Here is a 20,256-nt window from a genome sequence, read left to right as displayed (position 1 = left end):
GCCGAGTGCGATGGCGAGACGCGCCCAGAGGTGAGCAATAGCGGGCGGCTGGTCGTTCGTCATTGGCAGCGTTCGTCCTCGCGAATCACGGCACGCGGTAAAAAGGGTTGGGAAGGAGGAATATTTTCTCAGCATGACCGCCGTAGAGATCCGAAGGCTGGTCGCCGATATTGGCAATGATCGTATAACCCTCGGTCTCGATGGCGGCACGCACCGGTGTCTTGAAGTCGGCGGCCGATGCGAAATGAGCTGCGTTGGGGGCCATGTAGAGCGTTTCGAAGTCGATATAGCCCGCCGCGCGCAGATTTTTCTCCGTCGCGGTCCGCTGGCTCTCCGGCCGTCCTGTGATGAAGAAGACCTTGACGCCGAGAGCCCGGGCCTTGCTGACGAGATCCAGCACAGGTGCGATCACGGTATCGGACGCCAGCATGTCCCATGCGGCCCAGCCACAGGGTGCCGTCGAGTCCACGGGGCAGGGCCCCCCGATGGGCCTGCCGAAATCGTCGCGCTTGATAATCGTCCAATTCGACAGGGCCGTCTCGTCGACATCGAGCACAATCGCAGGTTTGTGCGTGCTTGGCGCCACCTCGTTGATCCACGCGGCGGCAGTGGCGGTGATCGCCGCGATTTCGCGCTCATACGCGGCGCTGTCGTGATAGGCGGTCGCGGCGATGATGGCATCGCCGACGTTGAGCGGCTGCGAGGACGGCGCGACGAGCAATCCGTCCGTCGCTTGAGAGGATGCCGCCCCGAGAACGAGCGTCCCGAGAATTGGAATCAGGCCGGCGACGAGTGCCGCTCCAAATCGGTGTGCCAGCACAATCTTTCCTTCCTCTGAGATTGAATCGCCGCGCGCTTGGCCCCGCCACCATGCGTCGACGACGGGCGTTCGGCATCATTACTTCTGGTGATGACGCGCGGATCGCCGCGAGCCAAATAACGCCAGGGTTCAATGTTGGCGGTCGTTACGAAGCTGAAAGATGCCGAATATCCTCGATGCTATTCTTGGCAGCCTGTCCACGCGGCTTGCCGCGCGTATCCTGCTGACCTTCGTCTTCTGGAGCGCGGGTGTCGCTGCCCTCTTCGCCTTTCCCGAACGGGTCGCGGAAATGGCGCATTTCGGGCTGCAGCCGGCGCCGCTCTATGCCGCTACAACGACGGTCTGGCTCCTGTTGGGCTCGGCCATGATCATCCTGAACCGGGCCGCTTGGCTCGGCGCCGCATCGCTCATCGTCTTCACAGCACTGACGATCCCGATCGCGCACGCCTTCTGGACCATGCCGCAGCCAGAAAGGACTGCGCATTTCCACGTCGTGATGGAGCATGTGTCCCTGGTGGGAGCACTTTTGGCGGCTGCAATCCTCTGCCACGACCGGAAAGATCGATAGTTCCACCTGCAATATGAGGAGCAATATGATGGAAGACACACAGCTGAACCGTCGGCGTCTTGCGTTGCTTGCCGCCGGAGCCGCCGCGCTGGGGGTGGTGGGCGCAGCCACGAGCGCCGAGGCCTATCAGGGCAATATGGAGCGGTCGCTTTCATCGCTGTTCGACGCAATGGCATCTCTGCGCGAAGCCTCTTCGAACAAGGGAGGCCACCGCGTGAAGGCCATGGCCTTGATCCAACAGGCGATCGAGGAGATCCAGGCCGGCATCGAGTATGCCAACGAGCGCGGGGGCGGCGGCGCGGAGTAGCGCCGGGTAGATCCTGGGTGTCGGACTCCCGGAGTAGCTAACGGTTGGTTCGGCTGCATCAGACTGACGTCGGGGATGTTCAGCGCTCGCTGAAAAAGCCGGAGGGGTTGGGGTCGCCCGGCTTCTTCGCGGCCCGCACGTCAAACACGCGGCCCTGAGCCCAGATCGAGCTTCATTTCCACCCGCGGCGTCCGACTGCCCTTTTTCGAACAGGCTCTGAGGCAAGACCATCCCATGCCCGTCACCGTCATCCAGCATGTGCTCAACCGGCTGAAGGATATCGGCATCGCCGATGTGTTCGGCGTCCCGGGCGATTACTCATTCTCGGTCTGTGATGCCGTGCTCGCCGATTCACAGCTGCGCTGGGTCGGCTGCTGCAACGAGCTCAACGCCGGCTATGCCGCGGACGGCTACGCAAGGGTCAAGGGCGCGGCTGCGCTCTCGACCACCTATGGCGTCGGCGAACTCAGCGCGATCAACGCGATCGCCGGCTCCTACGCCGAGCACCTGCCAGTCTTCCATCTGGTTGGAACACCGCGCATGTCGGTGCAGGCGGCCCGCGCCATCATGCATCACACGCTCGGCGACGGTGAATACGGTCTCTTCAGGCGCATGAGCGAACCCGTGGTCGTGGCCCATGCCGTGATGACGCCCCAGAACGTCGCCTATGAGACAGAACGGCTGATCCACGAGGCGCTCTACCACCGGAGGCCCGTCTACATGGCCTTCCCGGCCGATCTCGCCGAGCAGCCGGTCCTCGGCGCGGCGGCGCTCTTATCTTCTCCCGCCAGCGATCCGGTGGCTCTCGACAGCGCCGCGGCGGCGATCATTGCGGCCCTGGAACAAGCGAGAACGGCCTGTCTTCTGCCCGGCATCCTTGCTGCGCGTACCGGCCTCTCGCCTCTCTTGCAGAGGCTCGTGGACGCCAGCGGGCTGCCCTTCGCAACCATGGCGATGGACAAGAGCGTGCTGGAGGAAGACCAGACTGCCTTCGTCGGCATGTATGACGGAGCGATCATGAGTGAAAGCGTCGGCGCCTTCGTCGAGGGCTGCGACCGGATCATCACGGTCGGCGCCTTGATGAGCGATTTCAACACCGGCGCCTTCACCGCCAGGCTCGACCCGGCAAAGACGATCGCTATCGGCCATCATCGGACAAGGATCGATGGCACCGTCTACCAGAACGTCGAGATGGAGGAACTGATCGGGGAGCTGACACGCCGTCTCGTCTACCGCTCGTGGCGGAACCCGGACGGGATGGCTCTGCATCCAGCGAAGGAGGCTGCCGCATCGGGCGCAGATGCGCCGATTACCGCGGAGGCCCTCTATGTCCGCTGGGGTGACTTCCTTCGGCCCGGCGATCAGCTCGTCGCCGAGACCGGCACGATTTCGATGGGCCTGGCCTTCGCGGCGCTGCCGAAGGGCGCGACCTTCCACAACCAGACCCTCTGGGGCTCGATCGGCTGGGCCACGCCGGCTGCCGTTGGCATCGCGGCAGCGGCGCCGGGGCGCCGCACCATCCTCGTTACCGGCGACGGCTCGCATCAGCTCACCGCACAGGAGATCGGCCTCTTCGGCCGGCTTGGACTGAAGCCTGTCGTCTTCGTGCTGAACAATTCCGGCTATCTAATCGAGCGACTGCTTTGCCGCGACTCCGACGCCGCCTATAATAACATCGCGCCCTGGCGCTACACGGAGCTGCCCCAGGCGCTCGGCTGCGAGGGTTGGCTCACCGCCCGCGTCACGACGCTCGGCGAGCTCGACGCGGCGCTCGCCAAGGCCGGAATGGCCTGTGGCGGGGTCTATATCGAGGTCGTGACCGGTCCCTATGAGGCTTCTCCGCTCGCCCGCAAGCTGCACGACAGCATTGCGACGCTCTATCCCAAGTGACATCCCAGACGAAATCTGTCCGCTCGACAAACCGGAGATCCCATGCCCGAGACGAACGAGCCCCTTAGCAAGGCGGTCACGGTCAACCACATTGCCATCACGGTCTCCGACTTGGCGCGGTCGAAGGAGTGGTACTGCCGCATATTCGGCCTTCGCGTCATCCAGCAGAGCGCGGAGAGTGTGCTGCTTGGCTTCGGCGAGAGCATGCTGGTGCTGCGGCCGGGGGACAACCCCGGCACCGTCTCCCACTTCATGTTCGGCCTTGCGGTATATGACGCTGGGCTGATCGAGGCGCGACTTGCCGCGGAGGGCCTCGCGCCGCAGAAGGACTCCGACAGTTTCCACGTCCGCGATCCCGATGGGCTCGATGTGCAGTTCGGCGACCGCATGCTCGGGCTCCAGGGCTTCGTCGAGAACGGCTTCAGGATGAAGTAGGGGCCCTTCCGGCGGCGCGAGAACCCTCAGCTGCTGCGGTTCTTCGCACCCGACTACATGACGGCGGTCAACGGTGCCGTCGTGATGGCACTGACGCAGTGCTCACCATGGCGGGAGCGGCGCTCTTTCTCGGTGATCGCGCACATGGAGCAACGCAGTTTTCGGCGACGACTTATCGACGACGCTCAGTCCTTCCGGCCTCGAAGTCGCCAGCACCTGGGTGCGCCTCGGCGGGACGCCGTCCGCCTAACCTTCCAGCCTGCGGACCGCGCGGCCCGCTGCGTTCAAGAGTAGGAACTTTCATGCGCACACCTTCTGCCCTCGCCGCCTGTTGCTGGCTCCTGTCGGGACCCGCGACGCTCCCGGCGCTGCCCGCCTTCGCCCAGCCGGCGCCCCAGGCGGTGTGGGAGCTCATCGACGAATATCCCGCCTCCGCCATTCCCGGCCAAGCGGACGCAACCTTCGCCGCCGAGGTGGAGCGCGCGACCGGCGGGCGCATCCTCGTCCGCCCGATCCCGGACGCGAAATCCGGCCTGCGAACCCGCGAGCAGCTGAAAGCCGTGAGCGAGGGGCGCTTCGCCATGGCCGACAGCTTCGGCGGTGCGTTCGGGGAGGAGAGCCCGCTCCTCCTCCTCTCCTCGCTGCCCTTTGTGACCGCCTCGGCCGAGGAGGCGCGTGCCCTCTACCAGGCGGCCCGCCCGCTCTACGAGGCGGAGTTCGCGAGGCGCGGGCAGAAACTGCTCTTCGTCACGCCTTGGCCGCCCAGCGGCATCTGGTCGGCAAGCCCCGTCACCGACCTCGACGCGCTCAAGGCCTTGAAGATTCGCGCCTACGACGCCACCAGCGCGGAGCTGTTCGCACGCCTGTGCACGCTGGCGCAGGTGGTCTCTTTTTCCGACCTTATGCCGAAGCTGAAGACCGGGGAGTTCAATGCCGTGCTCTCCTCCGGCGACGGCGGCGCGGGGCGCGAGCTGTGGGACTATCTCAGGAACTTCTCCGACATCGTCTATGCTGTGCCTTTGAGCTTCGGTGCGGTCTCGCTCTCCGCCTGGAACGCGCTGGACGCCGAGACCCAGGCGGCGGTGGCCAAGGCGGGCGAGGGGACCACCGCTCGGCAGTGGGAGGCCATGACCGGGCGCGTGGCGGTCAATTTCAAGCGCATGCGCGAGAACGGCGTCGCCATCAACGAGACGCCGCCGGCCGAGGTGATGGCCGTCCTGCGAGGCGCCGCCGAGAAGACGCTCGCCGAATGGCGCGCCACCGCCGGGCCGGAGGCGCGCGCGGTTCTGGACGTGTTCCTGAAACAAAGACGGTGAGCAGCGGACGGCGCCACAGTCCCCTGTGAGCTTCCCGGGCAACAGATCGCGACCGAGCCGATAGGTCAGCGTGGATCATGTATTACAGATTGCAAATACCATTGTACGCGTGACCCTGTCGGTTGCGACGGATGTGAGCCATGGCGAGCGTGTCGGTCGCGTGTCCCGATGTCGACATTACCAAGAAACCGACCACGCTCTACGCGTCCGACCGTGACGTCTTCCGGTTCCTGGATGGCTTGAATCCCATCGAAGGCGGCCGCGGCTTGTTTGCCTACTCTCGTTGAGACCGGTGCCGGAGCCCGTCCATCAGCAGATCCAGCAACCGCCGCATCTGATCCCGGTCCGGTGATGTCGTTGCCGCGAGAACCATGCCAGCGAGGCTTAGAGTGACATCGTCAGGCTGGACGTCATCCCGAATGGTCCCGTCTTGCGATCCAGCAGCCAGGAATTTTGCAATCGTCGCATTGATCCTGGCCCGGATTTCGGACACCGCGCCCATGCGCGGCGTCAGCGCCACCCGCAGCGCGTCGTACATCGCGCGTTTCGTCGCGACAAACTGGGCATAGCGATCCATCCACCGCCGCATCGCTTCGAAGCTTGGATGAGTTTTAAGGAGGTCGTTTGCCTCCGCCTCGAGAGCATCGAGTTCTAAATGGTAGACCGCTTCGATGAGTGCTTCTCGTGTCGGGAAGTGGCGGTAGAGCGTGCCAATACCGACCCCAGCCGCCTTGGCGATCGCTTCAAGAGATATTGCGCCATCGCCAGCAGAGAACCGGACGCGAGCTTCCGTAATGAGGCGCTCTCGGTTCTTCGTTGCATCGGCGCGTCGGAGAGGAGGGATTGACAATCGGAGGCACCTCCGTTTAATGACGGGGCATACCGGAGGGTCCTCCGGTATGTTCCGTCTATCACAGGAGATAGCCCTATGTCCCTACCGAAGTCAGAAGACGCAGCGCGCGCGGGAACCTACAGGCTTGGCGTTTATGAGGTCGCGCGTATGGGATATGGCGCGATGCAACTAAGACGATGCGCAGGAAATTTGGCCCGGGCGGTCGCGGTGCTGGAGCGCGCGGTCGATCTCGGTGTCGATCATATCGATACAGCGCAAATCTACGGCAACGGCTTTGTCAACGAGGCAATTGGCAAGGTGCTTCGCTCCCGCGACGGCATCATCGTCGCAAGCAAGGTCGGAGCCGATCCCAGTCCCAATGAAAAGATGCCGCTCAAACCTGCGCAACGGCCGGAGCAACTTCGAGCAAGCGTGGAGGACAATCTTCGGAGCCTGGGCCTCGATCAGATACCGGTGGTCAATTTGCGACGCTTGGATGCCGGGCCCGGCCTCAAGCCAGAAGGAGTTCAGGTCGTTGATCTCGACGACCAGATGGCGGTGATGATCGCCCTTTGGGATGAGGGAAAGATCGGCGCCATCGGACTGAGTGCAATTGATCTGAATGGTCTCAAACGAGCGCTACCCGCCGGCATCGCCTGTGTTCAGAATGCCTACAGCCTCGTGAGCCGGCAATTCGAGGACATGCTCGCGCTGTGCCTCGAGCATAAAATCGCTTGGGTGCCGTTCTTCCCTCTTGGGGGCGCTTTCCCAGGGTGGCCGAAGCTGACCGACCAGCCAAAGGTCATCGAGATCGCCGAGAGACTAAAGATCACGCCCGCGCAGCTTGGCCTGACATGGCTGCTCGCGCATGCACCAAACATGCTGCTCATACCGGGGACGGCCGACCGCCAGCATCTGGAGGAGAATGTTGCCGCAGCTTCGATCCAGCTCGCCCAGGAAGCTCTTGCGGAGCTTGATGCCCTCGACCTGTCGCCCGCGCCAGGTGACATCAAATAGTGACTGTGATGGGCCGGTCTGGCTGACCGTGGCTCGGGTATTGGGCCATTGGCTGTGACTGCAGGATTACATTGACGGCCCGTGGTGTCATCGATGTGACCGTTCCGGCCGGGCGTGGCCGACTGGGACGATGTGTTCGACGCGGCCTTGATCGAATAGATGGCGCTGGCGGAGCCATGTTGGATATCGCGAAATTATAACGTAATTTTAAAAACGTAGGAGTTCGAAGTTTTGTTCTGGGTGGCGCGCCAAATTGCCGCTATTCCGAACAGAACTCCGAACCCCGTTTTCGGTGTTCGGATTCCATAGTGCAATCATCGCGCTCAGCCACACGCAAAGATTTTGTCCGTGGGAAATTTGTCCGAGATCAATTCCGGCCCGTTCGCGCGGATCACGAACATGTCCTGGATGTGCCAGTGATCGACATGCGGCTCCATGGCGATCACCATGCCTTCCTCCAGCCGCCGCGGATTGTCGCGTGAGATCACCGGCTCCTGCTGGTGCCACCATGCGCCGACGCTGTGCCCGGCCAGCATCGACTTGTAGGTGACTCCGATCGCCGCGAAACGTTCGACCACGAACTGGTAGACTTCGCCAGCGGTGCGGCCCGGTATCAGCTTGTCATTGGCGGCTCGGTAGATGTCGCGCACAGCAGCGTATTGCTGCTGCTGCTCCGCGCTCGGCTGGCCCACCACGGCGCAACGCGATTGATGGCCGGGGTAGCCCTTCACATAGGCGACATAGTCGGTGCGGATTGCGTCCGCCGCCGCAAATGCAAAATCGCTTTCGCCGGCATAGGGGATGGTATTTCGCCCCGAGTTGAGAATGCCGTGGGTGAATTCCGATCCGCCCGCAAGGCAGTGAGCCACCAGCGCGGCGTGCAGGTCGCGCTCCCGCATGCCGGGCCGCACCGTCGGAAAGCAGGCCAGGAAGGCGTCATCAAGAAGATCGGCACCGCGCTTGAACAGCGTCAGTTCCGCCGGCGTTTTCACGGCGCGCACCGTATCCATCAGCTGGGTGGAATCGGCGATCTGCATCCGCGGCAGGCGGCTGCGCAGGGTGCTGCCGTCGGCCATGCTGATGAAGTTGGTCTCGAAGCCGACTCTCGATTCGGCGAGACCCATGTCGACGATGACTTTTGCGAGCCGCTCCACCGGCGGTTCGATATAGCCCTCATAGACGTCGAAATGCTCGACGTATGAGTCCCGCCGTGCAAGCCCTTCGGCGATCGCATTGACCACCATGCGCGGCTCGCCGCTGCGCGGCCAGACCAGGTAGACGCCCCGCGGCGAGTCGGCGAGGTCGAGATGGCGTGCCAGCGTGCCGGGGTAGACCATGCCCGACAGATAGGTAAAGTTGATGCCAGCGCGTGCGACGATGGCGTCGAGGCCCTGCTCATCCATCTGTTGGGCAAGGCGCCCGATCTGTACGAATTCGGCGACTGACGCTTTCATGTCGGCTCACTTTCCAAAAGATCTCGGAGCTTCCGCGGGTTGCGCAAGCGGGGCAGTCATCAGGTCGTCTGCTTGTTCGACCATTCGCAGAAAACGCTGGGTGCGTTCGTGTTTGGGATGATCCAGCACGACTTCCGGAGGCCCCTGCTCGACGATGAGGCCTTCATCCATGAAGATCACGCGGTCGGCGACTTCCCGGGCGAAGCGCACTTCGTGGGTTACCACGATCATGGTCATTCCTGCTTCGGCAAGACGGCGGATCACCGCGAGAACTTCGCCGACCAGTTCGGGGTCCAGCGCCGAAGTCGGTTCGTCGAACAGCATCAGCCGCGGCGAGATCGCCAGCGCGCGGGCGATCGCCACCCGCTGCTGCTGGCCGCCGGACAGGCGATGCGGAAAATGATCGGCATGGCTGGTCAGGCCGACGGCACGCAGCAAATTCCTGGCGAGCGCGCGCATCTTTTCAGTCTCTTCGCCGTAGACATGGACAGGCGCCTCGATGATGTTTTCCAGCGCCGTCAGATGATCGAACAGATTGAAGTGCTGGAACACCATGCCGATGCGGGCGTCGGCACGGGCCTTGGCGACGTTTCGGATCGGCTTCAGCCCGTCGCCGATGACCTTTTTGTATCCGACATATTTGCCGTCAACGGTGATCTCGCCCCAATCGAGGGTTTCCAGATGGTTGACCAGCCGCAGGAGCGTGCTCTTGCCGGAGCCGCTAGGTCCCATCAGCACGACCACCTCGCCACGTCGCACCGTCAGATCGATGCCGCGCAGGATCTCCTTGTCGCCATAGGATTTCTGCACATTGCGGCAGACCACGAACGGCTCGTCGCCGGGCGAACGATCTGCCGGGTCGCCCTGCAGCCTGTCCATCCACGCGGTGCCGGATTCCCCCGGTATGCCTGCGACACCGTTATCGACCGCCGCGATTGCCGGAGGCACGCCGGCGCGAGACTTGCCCGCCGCCTCGGGATTGTAATGCCGCTCCAGATAAAACTGCGCCATCGCCACCACGCTGGTCATGATGAGGTAGATGATGCCGGCCGCCGCGAACACCGTGAAGAACTTGAAGTTCTGTCCGACGATCTGCTGGGAGCGGAAGGTGAGTTCGTTGACGAAGATCACCGATGCGATCGATGTCCCCTTGATCATGGAGATCGTCTGGTTGGCCATGCCGGGCAAAATCGCCCGCATCGCCTGGGGTAGAATGATGCGCCGGAGCGTCAGGAACGCACTCATTCCAAACGAGGCGGCGGCGAGACTCTGTTTGCGGTCTACCGAAAGAATTCCGCCGCGGATGATCTCCGCACTGAACGCGGCCTCGTTCAGTGTGAAGCCGACGACGGCTGTGGTGAAACTATCCAGCTTGATTCCGAACAGCGGCAAGGCGTCGTAGAGAAAAACCAGTTGCAGGATGAGCGGCGTGCCGCGGATGAACCAGATGTAAAGCCACGCCGTTCCGCGGATCGGCGCCATGCTGGAGAGTCGCATCAACGCCAGCAGCAGACCGAGCAGGATGCCGCCGATCATCGCCAGCGCCGCGATCTCCAGCGCCGTCAGGGCGCCGTCCAGCAGGAAGCCGGAGGAGACATAGCTCAAGACCTCCATCAGCGGTGCCGGCACCCAATTCGCCCGCCAGCCCAAGGCGACCGCAATCGCCGCGGCGAAGGCGACGACGCCGGCCCACGTCGTATAGGCTTGCATGTCGTGACGGCCTGAGGTCGTCGCGCCTTTTGCTGCCGGTTCGCTCATGGTTCAGCCACACAATTTGACGGTTGCATGTGCCACCGCCCGTGCGGCGGTCACCAGGTCAGAGAGCAAAACACGTTCATCGGCGGTCGGCCATTCCTTGTAGACGCGAATGTCGCCCGGCCCGTATTGCACCGTGGGGATGCCGTGCGCGGCAATGATATTGCCGTCCCCGACATTGCCCAGCCGTCCCCAGCCGCCGACGATGGCGGGAGCGCCGGACGCCGACTGCTGGCCCGCGACCAGCGCCGCGACCAGGGAGTGATCCGCGGCGCAAGCCATCGGCTCCTGGCACCAGCCTTGTTCGGTGCCCTTGGCGGGCAATTCGAATGTGTAGTTGAAAGCAGGATGCTCTTGCTGGATTCCGTCAAGCAGGGTCGCGACATCCGCCCGTATGCTGTCGAGTGTCTGCCCCGGCACGGTGCGGAATTGCAGCAACAGTTCCGCCTGCTTGCTGTGAAGACCGGTGCGGTTCTTCTGGTAGTAATGTTCCTTGTGGAACGTATCGAACGTATGCGTCGGAAATCCCGGCAGCTCCGGGTGCGGCGTGAAGTTCATCCAGCTTCCTTCGGGGATCGGATCGAGGCTGGGCCCGATGCGACGAATGACCTCGCAGAGTTGCTCGATGGGATTCCAGTACAATGCCTTCGCTTCGGCACTGTAGCGGAAGAACAGCTCGGGGGCTTCCACCAGAATGCGGACCATCACAATGCCGACGCAGACATTGGCGATGGTGTTGTTGGAATGCTCCATGTTGATGCACAGGTCGGTTCTCACTCCGCTGCGCAGCAGCGCGCGGGTGCCGGCACCGCCATACTTGTGGGCGATCACCGGGCACAACAGCACGTCTCCCTTGAGCCGGGTCCCCGAGCGGATGATCGCTTCCACGCCGCAGAAGGCGGCGGCGATGCCGCCCTTGTCGTCGTGGGCGCCCATGCCCCACACCCAGCCATCCTCGAACTTCGCGCCGTAGGGGTCTACCGACCAGCCCGGCATCTCGACGCCTGGGTCCATATGCCCGTTGAGCATCAGGCTCGGGCCCTCGCCGGTGCCGCGCAGGATGCCCATCGGCTGGCGGCTGACCATGGTCGTATCCATGGGATTCACGACATCCATCATGGTGACGTCGAGACCGATGTCGTTCATCCGCTCGGCGAGGCGGTCGGCGATCTGGTGCTCCTGGAAGGCGGAGCTGGGAATGCGCAACAGTTCCTGCTCGATCTCGAGCACGCGCGTGGCATCGACGTGCTGCTGCACGGCGGACAGTTCGGTCGTCATGGTCGTTCTCCGATGCGCCGTCGCGGCTTCGTGCCAGGCACCACCGCGGCGTGCGCCATTGATGATCTGCGTATGAAGGCGTGCTGACCTATTCGGTCAGGACCGCCGGCTCGGTGGTGAGGCTGTAGTCGACATGGTAGCGCTCATAGATCGCCTTCTCCGCGCCGCTGGCGCGGATCGCGGCGAGACCCTCGCGGAGTGCCTTGACGAGGTCGGTGTTTCCCTTCGCCGTGCCGACGGCGATCTTGGCGCCGGTAACGACGTCGAAGGCGCTTTCCACGGTGGTGGGATTGGCCGCGACCATGCTGTCGCCGACGAATTTGTTGACCGAAACGAGATCGGCGCGGGCGTTCTGCACGAGGCGCAGGCCGCTCGGCATGTCGGTGGAGGTGATGATGTTGACGGCCGGCTTGCCGGCGGCGACGCACTTGCTGCTGGCGTCGCGCAGCATGGCTTCCTGGGTGGTGCCGAGAGTCGTCGTGCTGGTCAGGCCGCACAGATCGCCAAGCGTATGGATGTTTTTCGGATTGCCCTTGGCAACCAGCATGCCGGTGGCGGCATTCATGTAGACCACGAAATCCAGTTTCTTGGCGCGCTCGGGCGTGTAGAGCAGGGTGTCCCACATCACGTCGATCTGGCCGCTCATCGCCGCGGGGATCAGCCCCGCCCAGGTCCCGATCTGAAACTGCATCGGCACGCCGATGCAGGCGAAGGTCGCCACCGCCAGATCGGCATCCAGTCCGACCAGCTTGGTGAAGTCCTTGGGATCGCGCGTGCTGAACGGCACGCTCTCACCATCCTGGCCGACTTTGATCGTTTTGCCGACAAGGCCCGGATATTTGCTGGCCAGTTTGGCCGGTTCGCAGGCGGCCTCGTCCGCTCTTGCGCTGCACAATCCCGCCAGGGTCAAGAAGGCGAGGTAGCTGGCGATAAGGGGCAGCTTCAATTTATAAAGGAAGCGCATGAGTTTTCGATCCCGTTCATGGAGCTGGTGACGACTTCTTCAATTATTCTCACGGCTACGGCCCATTACAAATGAATAGTAGACATTTTATCCATGCGTATGTTTTATACGAGAGTGGATACTCGGCATCTGGAAACCTTGCTGTGGGTGGTCAGGCTCGGCGGCGTCGGTGCTGCAGCGCAGCATCTCAATCTGACCCAACCAGCCGTGACCCGACGTATTCAGGAGCTGGAGCGCGAGCTCGGCGCCAAGGTGCTGCGCCGGCAGGGGCGCAACGTCGTGGCCACGGCGATCGGAGAAACCTGTCTTTCCAGCGCCGAGCGAATCTTGTCGGAAGTCGCCACCCTGCGGGTCGCGGCCAGCGGCAAGGCGGCGGTGGGCACGATACGGGTCGGCGTCGTCGAAAGCATCGCGCTCACCTGGTTTCAGAATTTCCTGGCGCGAATTGAGGAGCGTTATCCCAAGGTGCAGCTCGAGATTGATGTCGATCTGTCGAACCGGCTGGCGAACAAGCTTGCCCGCCGGCAGATTGACATCGCGTTGCTGCCGGGTCCGATTCAACTGCCGGGGGTCGTGCGTGTCTCGCTCGGCAGCTGCGCCATGAAGTGGCTGGGTCATCCGGGGTTACGTCCGGCCGACCGCGAGATGACGGCGGCGGACCTTGCTGAACTGCCGATCATCGGCATGCCACAGGATGCGAACGCATATCATTCGATCATCGACTGGTTCGAGGAAGCCCAGGTCAGTCCTACGCTCGTGCATCGCTGCAACAGCTTCAGCGTGGTGGCCTTGCTGGTGCGGCGGGGCGTCGGCGTCAGCCTGTTGCCGCCCGATCTGTTTGCAGGCGATCTCGAATCGGGAGCCCTGCAAGTCCTGATCGAGCACCCCGCCGCCCCCAAGGTGGAATATTCGGCTGCCTACCTGCTGTCGGTGGAGGTCTCGATCTTGCCGGAAGTGGCAGCAATTGCGCGAGAGGAAAGCTGGTTCTTCGGGTCGCCGCGTGCCCGCGGCAAGAACTTTGGTACCGGGCCTTTTCCGCCGCTGCAGGCTCGCGCGCTTCCCGCCACGGTAAGCAAGAGCGATATTTAGATCGGAATTTCGAGAATATAGGCGTTCGCGATTTTATTCCGAATGGTGCGCCAGGGCGCCGAATGTAGCCGTTTCTACGATCTCCTACGCTACCATGCGATGACTGCTCGAAGCAGTCAGGCGGCTCTTCGACACAGCCCATTGCTTAGCGCAGGCGATAATCAGCGCGGAGTCATTCTCAGGCATCGAGATGTCTTTCCGATTTGTTGGAAAGGCCGGCGCGATCGGCGAAGATCGCGCCGGCTCAAGCGATGTCAGCTCTTGATGAACGCCAAGAGGTCCGGGTTGATCCGTGAGCATGCAACGCCAGATAGGTTTCGGCGCAGAGATACCGAGCAGAAATGCCGAAATGCTCCGTGATCTTTTGGCCGCTTTCAGTTGGACAGCGACCCCAGAAAACGGATCGCCGAGAGGCTTGGCAGAAACGTATAGGCGCCGCCTCGCGTGGTCACGAGCCGCGGCAGCTCCCACAGCCGGATCGTGGCGCCGGATTTGAGCGGCAGATCGAACCAGCTGGTCGCGGGATCGTTGGCGCCGACCAAGGGATCGTTGGACCCGGTGATCCTTGGATCCTGCAGGCCCAGGTTCAACCAGTCGCAGGACACGGCCTCGAACTGGGCGCCGAGATTGGCCCCGATGAAATTGCCGAGCAGCCCGCGTTCTTCGGTGCCGGGATTGGCCGGATCGTAGGCCGGTCCATAGGGCATGCCACGCCGGACCAGGCGCCGGCTGTGGTTCGCAACGCGTTGCACGATTTGCCCGCCCCGCGGGTTGCTGCGCCGGATATGGGAGCCGTAGGGGCAGCGGGAATCGCCGATGAAATCGAAATCGGTCGGATCCACCGGGGGCGAAGGATTGTCGGTGTCGGGCGACAGCGCCAGCGGCACGCCGTTGCGCCAGCGGCCGCAGAGGTTGGCGGCGACCATTTCGCGCATGGCGGCGTGACGCGAAAGCCCCTTTCCGATCTTCGCTTCGGCGCCGGGCGGCAGCAATTCATCCACCTTTGGGTGGGCGAGCAAATAGGTCGCGGCGGTCGAAAGATAGGCCTCGAAGCCGACGACGTCCTGCTCGAGCACCCGAAACGCGTTGAAGCTGCCATTCAATCCGAGCGGCTCGGGTTGGGGAACCGCGAACAGCAAGCCTTCGAAATTAGTCGGATATCCCAACAACACGGTGCCGAGCGGCGCCACGGGCTGCGCGTCCGAAAGGTTGTCGATGTCGTGAATCTCGGCGAATTTCGGCTGCGAGATATTGTCGTGGTAGCCGAAGTGAACGTAGTTGCCGTTAAAATTAAAGCCATCGCGTTGGCCGAGCAGGTTAAGACCCGTTCCGCCGGCGAGCGCCCGCTGCTGCACGCTGTCGAGCTGCGTGATCCCGTCGGCGTAGATCGTCGCGATAAGATGGATCCGCTTAGAGTCCTTGAAGGGATCCGGCCAGTTCTCCGGCGCGCTCGGCCCGACGTCGCCGAGCTTCACAGCGCGGGCATTCATCCCTTCCTTGAACTCGGTCGGGAACATATCAAGGGAGTCGTGCGAGGTGCCAAGCGCCCGCAGCCCCTCATAGGTCAGGCCGATGTTGAAACAGGTTTCCGGCTTGGTGGTCCAGGGTTCTTCGGTCGTGATTTGAGGAACGTCGCCGCGTCCGGACGTGCGGGCGGCGAGCCAGCGGCGGGCGGCGATGCGATCGGTGATCTCGAGAATGAGATAGCGCACGCGGGGCTTGCGGTAGCCGCGCAAGATGTTGCCCTGCACATCGGCGGGTTTGAACACGGTACTCACCAGCCGATCCCGAACTGCTTGCGAACCTGAGCCGCGGAATATCCGGGATAGGCGCGGTAACCGCTGCCGAGCGATACGTTGGTGTTGACATTGAGCTGGAGGATCAGCTCGCGCGGCAGCAGGCGCAGATCGTCATTGCCTGACTCGGCCGTGTCGCCCTTGAGTTGTTCCTGGTCGCGCAGGATGCCCGTGGCCAAATCCGGCACCTGGTACATGTCATGCGCATGCACCCAGTCGATGAATTTCTCGATGTTGTGCTCGGAAGGAATCACGGCGTCACCCCCCTCGACAAGTTTCACCACGGCGTCGAACACGCTGCCGATGGTCGCGATGAAATCACGGATGTAGTTGGTGAAGTCCCCGTCATAGACGGAGAGCATGCAGATATTGTTGTCGACGATGACGAAGCGCGCAAAGTGCACGGTGCCGACATTGTCCAGGCCGGCATAGATCTCGTCCACGTTCTGCGCGATCGCCAGCGCCGCCACGGCGCGGCCGATCGCCGACTTGTCTTTCAGCGGCATGACCAGGTTCATCATGCGCTGCAAATTGTCGCCCGGCTGGATGGAAAAAGGAGGACCGCCGGGCAGTTTCTTGACCGGCGTGCGCCACGCCCAGAATGGCACCAGAATGCGCGCTGCGATGAACTTGAACGGGCCGGTGGTGGGTAGCCAATCGACAAGTCGATCCAGCATGCTTCGGTCGCTTGGCGGCTCACTTGGCATTGGCTGACCTGGCATTGGCGGAATTTCCGCTGAGGGGACATGAATTGCCGCCGCGCCTCTGGCATGATTCCTGATAAGCGTCGCGGCGGGCATGCAGGATCGGATCGCCGGAAGGTTCGATGCCGGGACCGAGGCGGCACGGATTGAAACTGATGTGTTCGGCGGCGGCGGCCTGATCGTCGGCGACTTTAGTAAGCGTCAGCGTGCCCATGACGACCCGGAGGCGCTTGGCGGGCCAGGGCTGGGTGGGATCGTCGATCGCATCGCCTGCTTCGCCGATCGTCATCATCAGCATGAAGCGGGCCGGCCACTGCTCGAGGCGGTCCCGGAGCTCCTGGTGCAGGTATTTGTCGACTGGGGCTGCGGTAGGATCGGTTGTGCAAACGCCGGCGACAGGCTGCCAGGAAAAACGAACGTTGCGGCGAATGCCGTCAGGACCGGTCACGACGAAGGTGTGGACGGCGTGGTAGGTGGCGCGGGCATAGCTCACGGGGGCGCCGATCATCCCGGCCTGGAACACGCCCAACTGCGCGAAGCGATGGCCATTCGCGTAAGCCAGCGTGCCCGCATCGCCGCTCTCGGTTTGTCGCCGATACGGGTCGGGAAGAGGCTGCTTGAGTTGCAGCATGTCGAGAAACTTCTGCCACGGCGATTCCCTCTTGACGGGCGTCTGCCGCGCGGCCGTGGTGAACGCGAAAAAATCGTCGACGGTGCGCGAGAAGAATTCGCCCAGCGTCATCGCGATCAGGTCGGTCGCAGCGCCGTCTTTCAAATGGAATTTTGTCGCCATTCCCCGGACATCGTTCCAGCCATCATGCTGAACCGGACTCCCCGATCCATTGGAGAATCTTACCGATGCGTCAACCTGCTGTCCCTGGAAGTGCTCCGCGATGCAATAGGTGCGCGCCACATCTGACGCCACGAAATAACCGTCCACGCCGATACCGATGGTATGAACCGGCCTTGTCCCAGCGGCGTGATCCGGGAAATCGGAAATGACGGCATCCACAAGCCGCTGGGCCACCGGTATATCGTCCATGCCACCCTCCATTGCGTGCAGACTAACACACTTCCTCAGGGTTGTGAGTCGGATTCGGCTTAGTTCGACTGCCGTTCCATGCTTCCCCAGAGATCGACGATGTACGTGCGGGCCTCGGCGAGGTCAAACTTAGATCCGCGGGCCGCCGCCAACTCGAATGCAATACTACCCAATCTTTCCTTCGCTTTGTTGACAGCTTCCCTGGCCGATCTGTCGAGCTTCAACGGTGAGGCCGTCAGCGCGCCCGCCAAAACGGCAAGATCTTCATCCGCTTCGAGCTGAGCCAGCGGCAACAGCACGGACCGGATCGTCAGCCAGGTGTAGAAGGCGGCCCCGTGGTTCGGAAGATCAATCAGCGTGCGAACATAAATCGCCAGGGCTTCGGTCGGCTCGGCCTGCGCGGCTTGCAGATCGGCGATCAGCTGTTTGACCCGTTGAGCCCCCAGATGGTTGCCCGCCATGTTCGCCCAATCCACCGACGTCCAGTACTCATCGATTGCCCGGTTGGGGTCCTTGAAACTTTCTACACCGCCTCGGGCATAATAAACGTAGCCCATCAGGGTCGGCTGCGTCGTCGTCTGCCCAACCTGAGTGACTTCCCTGACCAATTCGCTGGCGCCGTCGAGATCTCCCACCCGCGCCTTTACGAAAGCCGCCATGCTCAGGGACATGATCTCGCAGGCGACGTTGCCTGCGCTTCGCGCCTGCTCGACTGCTGTCGCATGGTGCTCGACGCATTTTATCGTGTTGCCGGACCACTGATCCATCTGACCGGCGACGCCGGCAAGCCAGCCCTGGCTGGACCGCGACCCGGCGGCTTCGATCCGGAAACCCCGTTCGATGAAAGCGATCGCCTTCTGCTGATCCCCCTCGTCATGGAAGGCGTGACCGGCGGCCCCGGCGAGCAGGATCGGCGCCTGTTCGAGCTGATCGGCGCCCGGCCGCGCCATGATCCGCTCGTACCAACTTCCGGTTTCCGCGCCACGGTGCGAGTAGTTGAACAGGAACAGGGGCGCTGCGAGGTCCGCCGCCAATTTCAGATCGCGCGTTAAAGCCCGCTCGAAGGCTGCACGAAGATTGGACAGTTCATCGTAAATCGCATTGGCAGCCTTGGCTTCATTAACGCTTGCGAATCGTTGGCTCAGCTCCCGGCAGCGGTTCGCATAGACCTCGCCGTGCCGGGTTTCGACAGTCTGCAGCACCCCGCTCTGATCGAGCTTTTCCCTTCCAAGGGCTTGCACGGTTTGGAGCATTCTCAGCAATTGAGGACCGCCCGCGTCCCGTGACAGCAGCGAGGATTCCACCAATTCGTCGATCCCGCGCACAATATCGGCTTCGCTGGACATATCTCCCGCACAGACAGCCAGGGCCTGTTCTTCATGGAAGGGACCGGAGAATACGGACAGCCGCTGCAAAACCTGGCGGCCGTTCAGGTCGAGGAGGTCGTATGACCATTCCAGGGTCTGCCGAAGCGTTTGCTGGCGGCCGGTCCGCCGCCGGAAATTTCTCGCGTGAAGATCGAGGGGTTTTGTCACCCCGTTTTCGATGCTCGCCAGGGTCAATCGGCGCAGCTGACCGGCTGCGATCTCGATGGCGAGCGGAATGTAATCGAGATTGGCGCAAATCCTCTGGATGAGAACGAGATCGTCCGGGCCCGGCTGAAACCGCCGGTCGGCCAGCCGGCCGCGCTCCACGAACAGGCGAACGGCCGCGGATTGCCCGGAGCCGTCCTGCGAACCGGAATCCAGCGCGGAGACTTCGTAGAGGGCCTCGCCTTCCACTCCAAGCGTGCGCCGGCTGGTGTTGATCACCAACAGCTTGCCACAGGCCGAACCCAGTTCGGTGACCGCGTCGGCGATCGGGTCGAGCACATGCTCGCAATTGTCCATCAGCAGGATCGCTCGGGCGTCGTATAGCCGCTCGAGGACCTGAACGCGCCACTCCACGCCGGGGAGCAGCGGAATCAGCAGGGTCTCCGCGATCGCGGGCCAGACCTCGCTGCCGCGTTCCAGCGCCGACAGATCGACCAGCCACGCTCCTTCGGGGAAGGAGGATTCCAGCGACCGGGCGAACTCGATGGCGAGCCGCGTCTTGCCGATTCCGCCGGGACCGATGAGCGTTAGCAACCTGGACTCGTCGGCGATTTGGCCAAGCTCTTCCAGCTCCCGCTCGCGGCCGAGGAACGAACTTAGATTGGCGGGCAGATTGCCGCTGGCGGTCTCGCGCTTACCGCCGATCGGCGGGAAGTCGGCCGGCAGGTCGGCTGTGGAGACCTGGTAGACGCGGATCGGTTCGATGCCCTTGAAGTGATGTTCGCCAAGGTCGGACAGTTTGAACGGCTTCTGGAAGCGGTCGTTCGCGAGCCGCTCTACCGTGACGCCCGACAGCAGGATTTGATCGGCGTTGGCGGCGCCCTGCAACCGTGTCGCCGTGGGCAAAGCGGGACCGAAGAAGTCGGTCTCGCCCCGTGCCCGCGTCATGCCGGTATGGATGCCAAAACGGAGTTGAAGCCGTCCGGTCGGACCCCAGGCGACGCTGTGCATCTCGCGCAGCGCATCGATCGCCGCCAGCACTGCGTCCAGCGGCCGCTCGAAGATCGCGAGCACACCGTCCCCGGTGTGCCTGAACGGATCACCGGAACGGCGGCGGATGGCGGCGTGCAGGATCTGGTCGTGCAGATCCATCGCGCTCATGATGTCGTTGGGATAGCGGCGGAGCAGGGCGGTGCTGCCGACGATGTCGGTGGTGAGAATCGTACTTTCCCAGCTGCCCGTCGACGGCGCCAACGATTCGGTCCGGGTCATGGATCGGTATTCAGCCACGAGAATTAGCCCCGCTCTTTCCTCGCGCTCAGGCCGAGACAACCATCGGCATGCGCCCAATTCCCCCGTCGTAGGTTCGAATTCGGAAACGACCGGCCCCGCACGTCACGCAATTCACCGGCCAGCGGTCTCAAAACCACGGAAAATATAGCGGTCGGGAGGGCGTC

General features: G+C 62.9%; 18 protein-coding genes and 1 pseudogene. 8 read left to right on the top strand and 11 right to left on the bottom strand.

The features are described 5' to 3' along the window. Window positions 1-85 precede the first annotated feature (85 nt). On the bottom strand, window positions 86-721 hold the full coding sequence (locus BLV09_RS19085; protein WP_244548744.1) for an HAD family acid phosphatase: 636 nt from the start codon (window positions 719-721) through the stop codon (window positions 86-88). A gap of 259 nt (window positions 722-980) precedes the next feature. Between BLV09_RS19085 and BLV09_RS19080 the strand changes: the two genes are divergently transcribed. The 6 genes from BLV09_RS19080 to BLV09_RS37360 all read left to right on the top strand — a co-directional run bounded on the left by BLV09_RS19080 (window position 981) and on the right by BLV09_RS37360 (window position 5,623). Beyond that, a complete protein-coding gene (locus tag BLV09_RS19080; RefSeq protein WP_146688453.1) occupies window positions 981-1,388 on the top strand; it encodes a DoxX family protein in 408 nt (135 codons plus the stop codon). A 25-nt stretch (window positions 1,389-1,413) separates the two neighbouring features. Continuing rightward, window positions 1,414-1,695, top strand: coding sequence for a hypothetical protein (locus BLV09_RS19075; RefSeq protein WP_100383971.1), 282 nt, complete (start codon window positions 1,414-1,416; stop codon window positions 1,693-1,695). Window positions 1,696-1,929: 234 nt separating this feature from the next. Further along, the gene (locus BLV09_RS19070) at window positions 1,930-3,585 is read left to right on the top strand and encodes an alpha-keto acid decarboxylase family protein (protein WP_146688452.1); all 1,656 of its coding nucleotides are present in this window, start codon (window positions 1,930-1,932) and stop codon (window positions 3,583-3,585) included. Between the two features lie 42 nt (window positions 3,586-3,627). After that, window positions 3,628-4,020, top strand: coding sequence for a VOC family protein (locus BLV09_RS19065; RefSeq protein ID WP_146688451.1), 393 nt, complete (start codon window positions 3,628-3,630; stop codon window positions 4,018-4,020). A gap of 302 nt (window positions 4,021-4,322) precedes the next feature. Further along, window positions 4,323-5,336, top strand: coding sequence for a TRAP transporter substrate-binding protein (locus tag BLV09_RS19060; protein ID WP_167558797.1), 1,014 nt, complete (start codon window positions 4,323-4,325; stop codon window positions 5,334-5,336). 140 nt (window positions 5,337-5,476) lie between these two features. Beyond that, window positions 5,477-5,623: a hypothetical protein gene (locus BLV09_RS37360; RefSeq protein WP_167558561.1), complete on the top strand. Its 147-nt coding sequence runs from the start codon at window positions 5,477-5,479 to the stop codon at window positions 5,621-5,623. Here BLV09_RS37360 and BLV09_RS38180 read toward each other — a convergent pair. Beyond that, window positions 5,611-5,925 (bottom strand): hypothetical protein, encoded by a 315-nt coding sequence (locus BLV09_RS38180; protein ID WP_244548743.1) that lies wholly within the window; start codon window positions 5,923-5,925, stop codon window positions 5,611-5,613. The genes BLV09_RS37360 and BLV09_RS38180 overlap by 13 nt on opposite strands. Window positions 5,926-6,009: 84 nt before the next feature. Continuing rightward, window positions 6,010-6,186 (bottom strand): annotated as a pseudogene (locus BLV09_RS38835) (TetR/AcrR family transcriptional regulator); the annotation flags it as partial. 78 nt (window positions 6,187-6,264) lie between these two features. Here BLV09_RS38835 and BLV09_RS19050 point away from each other — a divergent pair. Next, the gene (locus BLV09_RS19050) at window positions 6,265-7,185 is read left to right on the top strand and encodes an aldo/keto reductase (RefSeq protein WP_197684958.1); all 921 of its coding nucleotides are present in this window, start codon (window positions 6,265-6,267) and stop codon (window positions 7,183-7,185) included. 323 nt (window positions 7,186-7,508) lie between these two features. On the opposite strand, the gene BLV09_RS19045 is transcribed toward BLV09_RS19050, so the two are convergent. From BLV09_RS19045 to BLV09_RS19030, 4 genes are all read right to left on the bottom strand, one after another. After that, window positions 7,509-8,639, bottom strand: a complete 1,131-nt coding sequence (locus BLV09_RS19045; protein ID WP_146688449.1) for a M24 family metallopeptidase — start codon at window positions 8,637-8,639, stop codon at window positions 7,509-7,511. A 6-nt stretch (window positions 8,640-8,645) separates the two neighbouring features. After that, complete coding sequence (locus tag BLV09_RS38510; protein WP_283806774.1) at window positions 8,646-10,397, bottom strand: amino acid ABC transporter permease/ATP-binding protein; 1,752 nt, start codon at window positions 10,395-10,397, stop codon at window positions 8,646-8,648. A gap of 3 nt (window positions 10,398-10,400) precedes the next feature. Further along, window positions 10,401-11,672 carry a M20 family metallopeptidase gene (locus BLV09_RS19035; protein ID WP_146688448.1) on the bottom strand — a complete coding sequence of 424 codons (1,272 nt, stop codon included), beginning with the start codon at window positions 11,670-11,672 and terminating at the stop codon, window positions 10,401-10,403. Between the two features lie 88 nt (window positions 11,673-11,760). Continuing rightward, the gene (locus BLV09_RS19030) at window positions 11,761-12,636 is read right to left on the bottom strand and encodes a transporter substrate-binding domain-containing protein (protein WP_146688447.1); all 876 of its coding nucleotides are present in this window, start codon (window positions 12,634-12,636) and stop codon (window positions 11,761-11,763) included. 93 nt (window positions 12,637-12,729) lie between these two features. Between BLV09_RS19030 and BLV09_RS19025 the strand changes: the two genes are divergently transcribed. Continuing rightward, a complete protein-coding gene (locus tag BLV09_RS19025) occupies window positions 12,730-13,725 on the top strand; it encodes a LysR family transcriptional regulator (RefSeq protein ID WP_146688446.1) in 996 nt (331 codons plus the stop codon). A 374-nt stretch (window positions 13,726-14,099) separates the two neighbouring features. Here BLV09_RS19025 and BLV09_RS19020 read toward each other — a convergent pair whose 3' ends face one another. Genes BLV09_RS19020 through BLV09_RS19005 form a run of 4 tightly spaced genes read right to left on the bottom strand, consistent with a single transcriptional unit; the run spans window position 14,100 to window position 20,149 of the window. Next, window positions 14,100-15,503: a Dyp-type peroxidase gene (locus tag BLV09_RS19020; RefSeq protein WP_146688445.1), complete on the bottom strand. Its 1,404-nt coding sequence runs from the start codon at window positions 15,501-15,503 to the stop codon at window positions 14,100-14,102. Then, on the bottom strand, window positions 15,500-16,198 hold the full coding sequence (locus tag BLV09_RS19015; protein WP_146688444.1) for a hypothetical protein: 699 nt from the start codon (window positions 16,196-16,198) through the stop codon (window positions 15,500-15,502). Before BLV09_RS19015 ends, BLV09_RS19020 begins: the two co-directional genes overlap by 4 nt. A 19-nt stretch (window positions 16,199-16,217) precedes the next feature. Continuing rightward, entirely contained in the window at window positions 16,218-17,267 is a 1,050-nt protein-coding gene (locus BLV09_RS19010; protein ID WP_167558795.1) for a catalase, read from the bottom strand. Window positions 17,268-17,326: 59 nt separating this feature from the next. Further along, on the bottom strand, window positions 17,327-20,149 hold the full coding sequence (locus tag BLV09_RS19005; RefSeq protein WP_167558794.1) for an ATP-binding protein: 2,823 nt from the start codon (window positions 20,147-20,149) through the stop codon (window positions 17,327-17,329). Window positions 20,150-20,256: the final 107 nt, after the last annotated feature.

This window comes from Bradyrhizobium canariense (assembly GCF_900105125.1).
In the GTDB taxonomy this organism is placed as follows: domain Bacteria; phylum Pseudomonadota; class Alphaproteobacteria; order Rhizobiales; family Xanthobacteraceae; genus Bradyrhizobium; species Bradyrhizobium canariense_A.
This window is presented reverse-complemented; position numbering and strand designations above follow the sequence as displayed.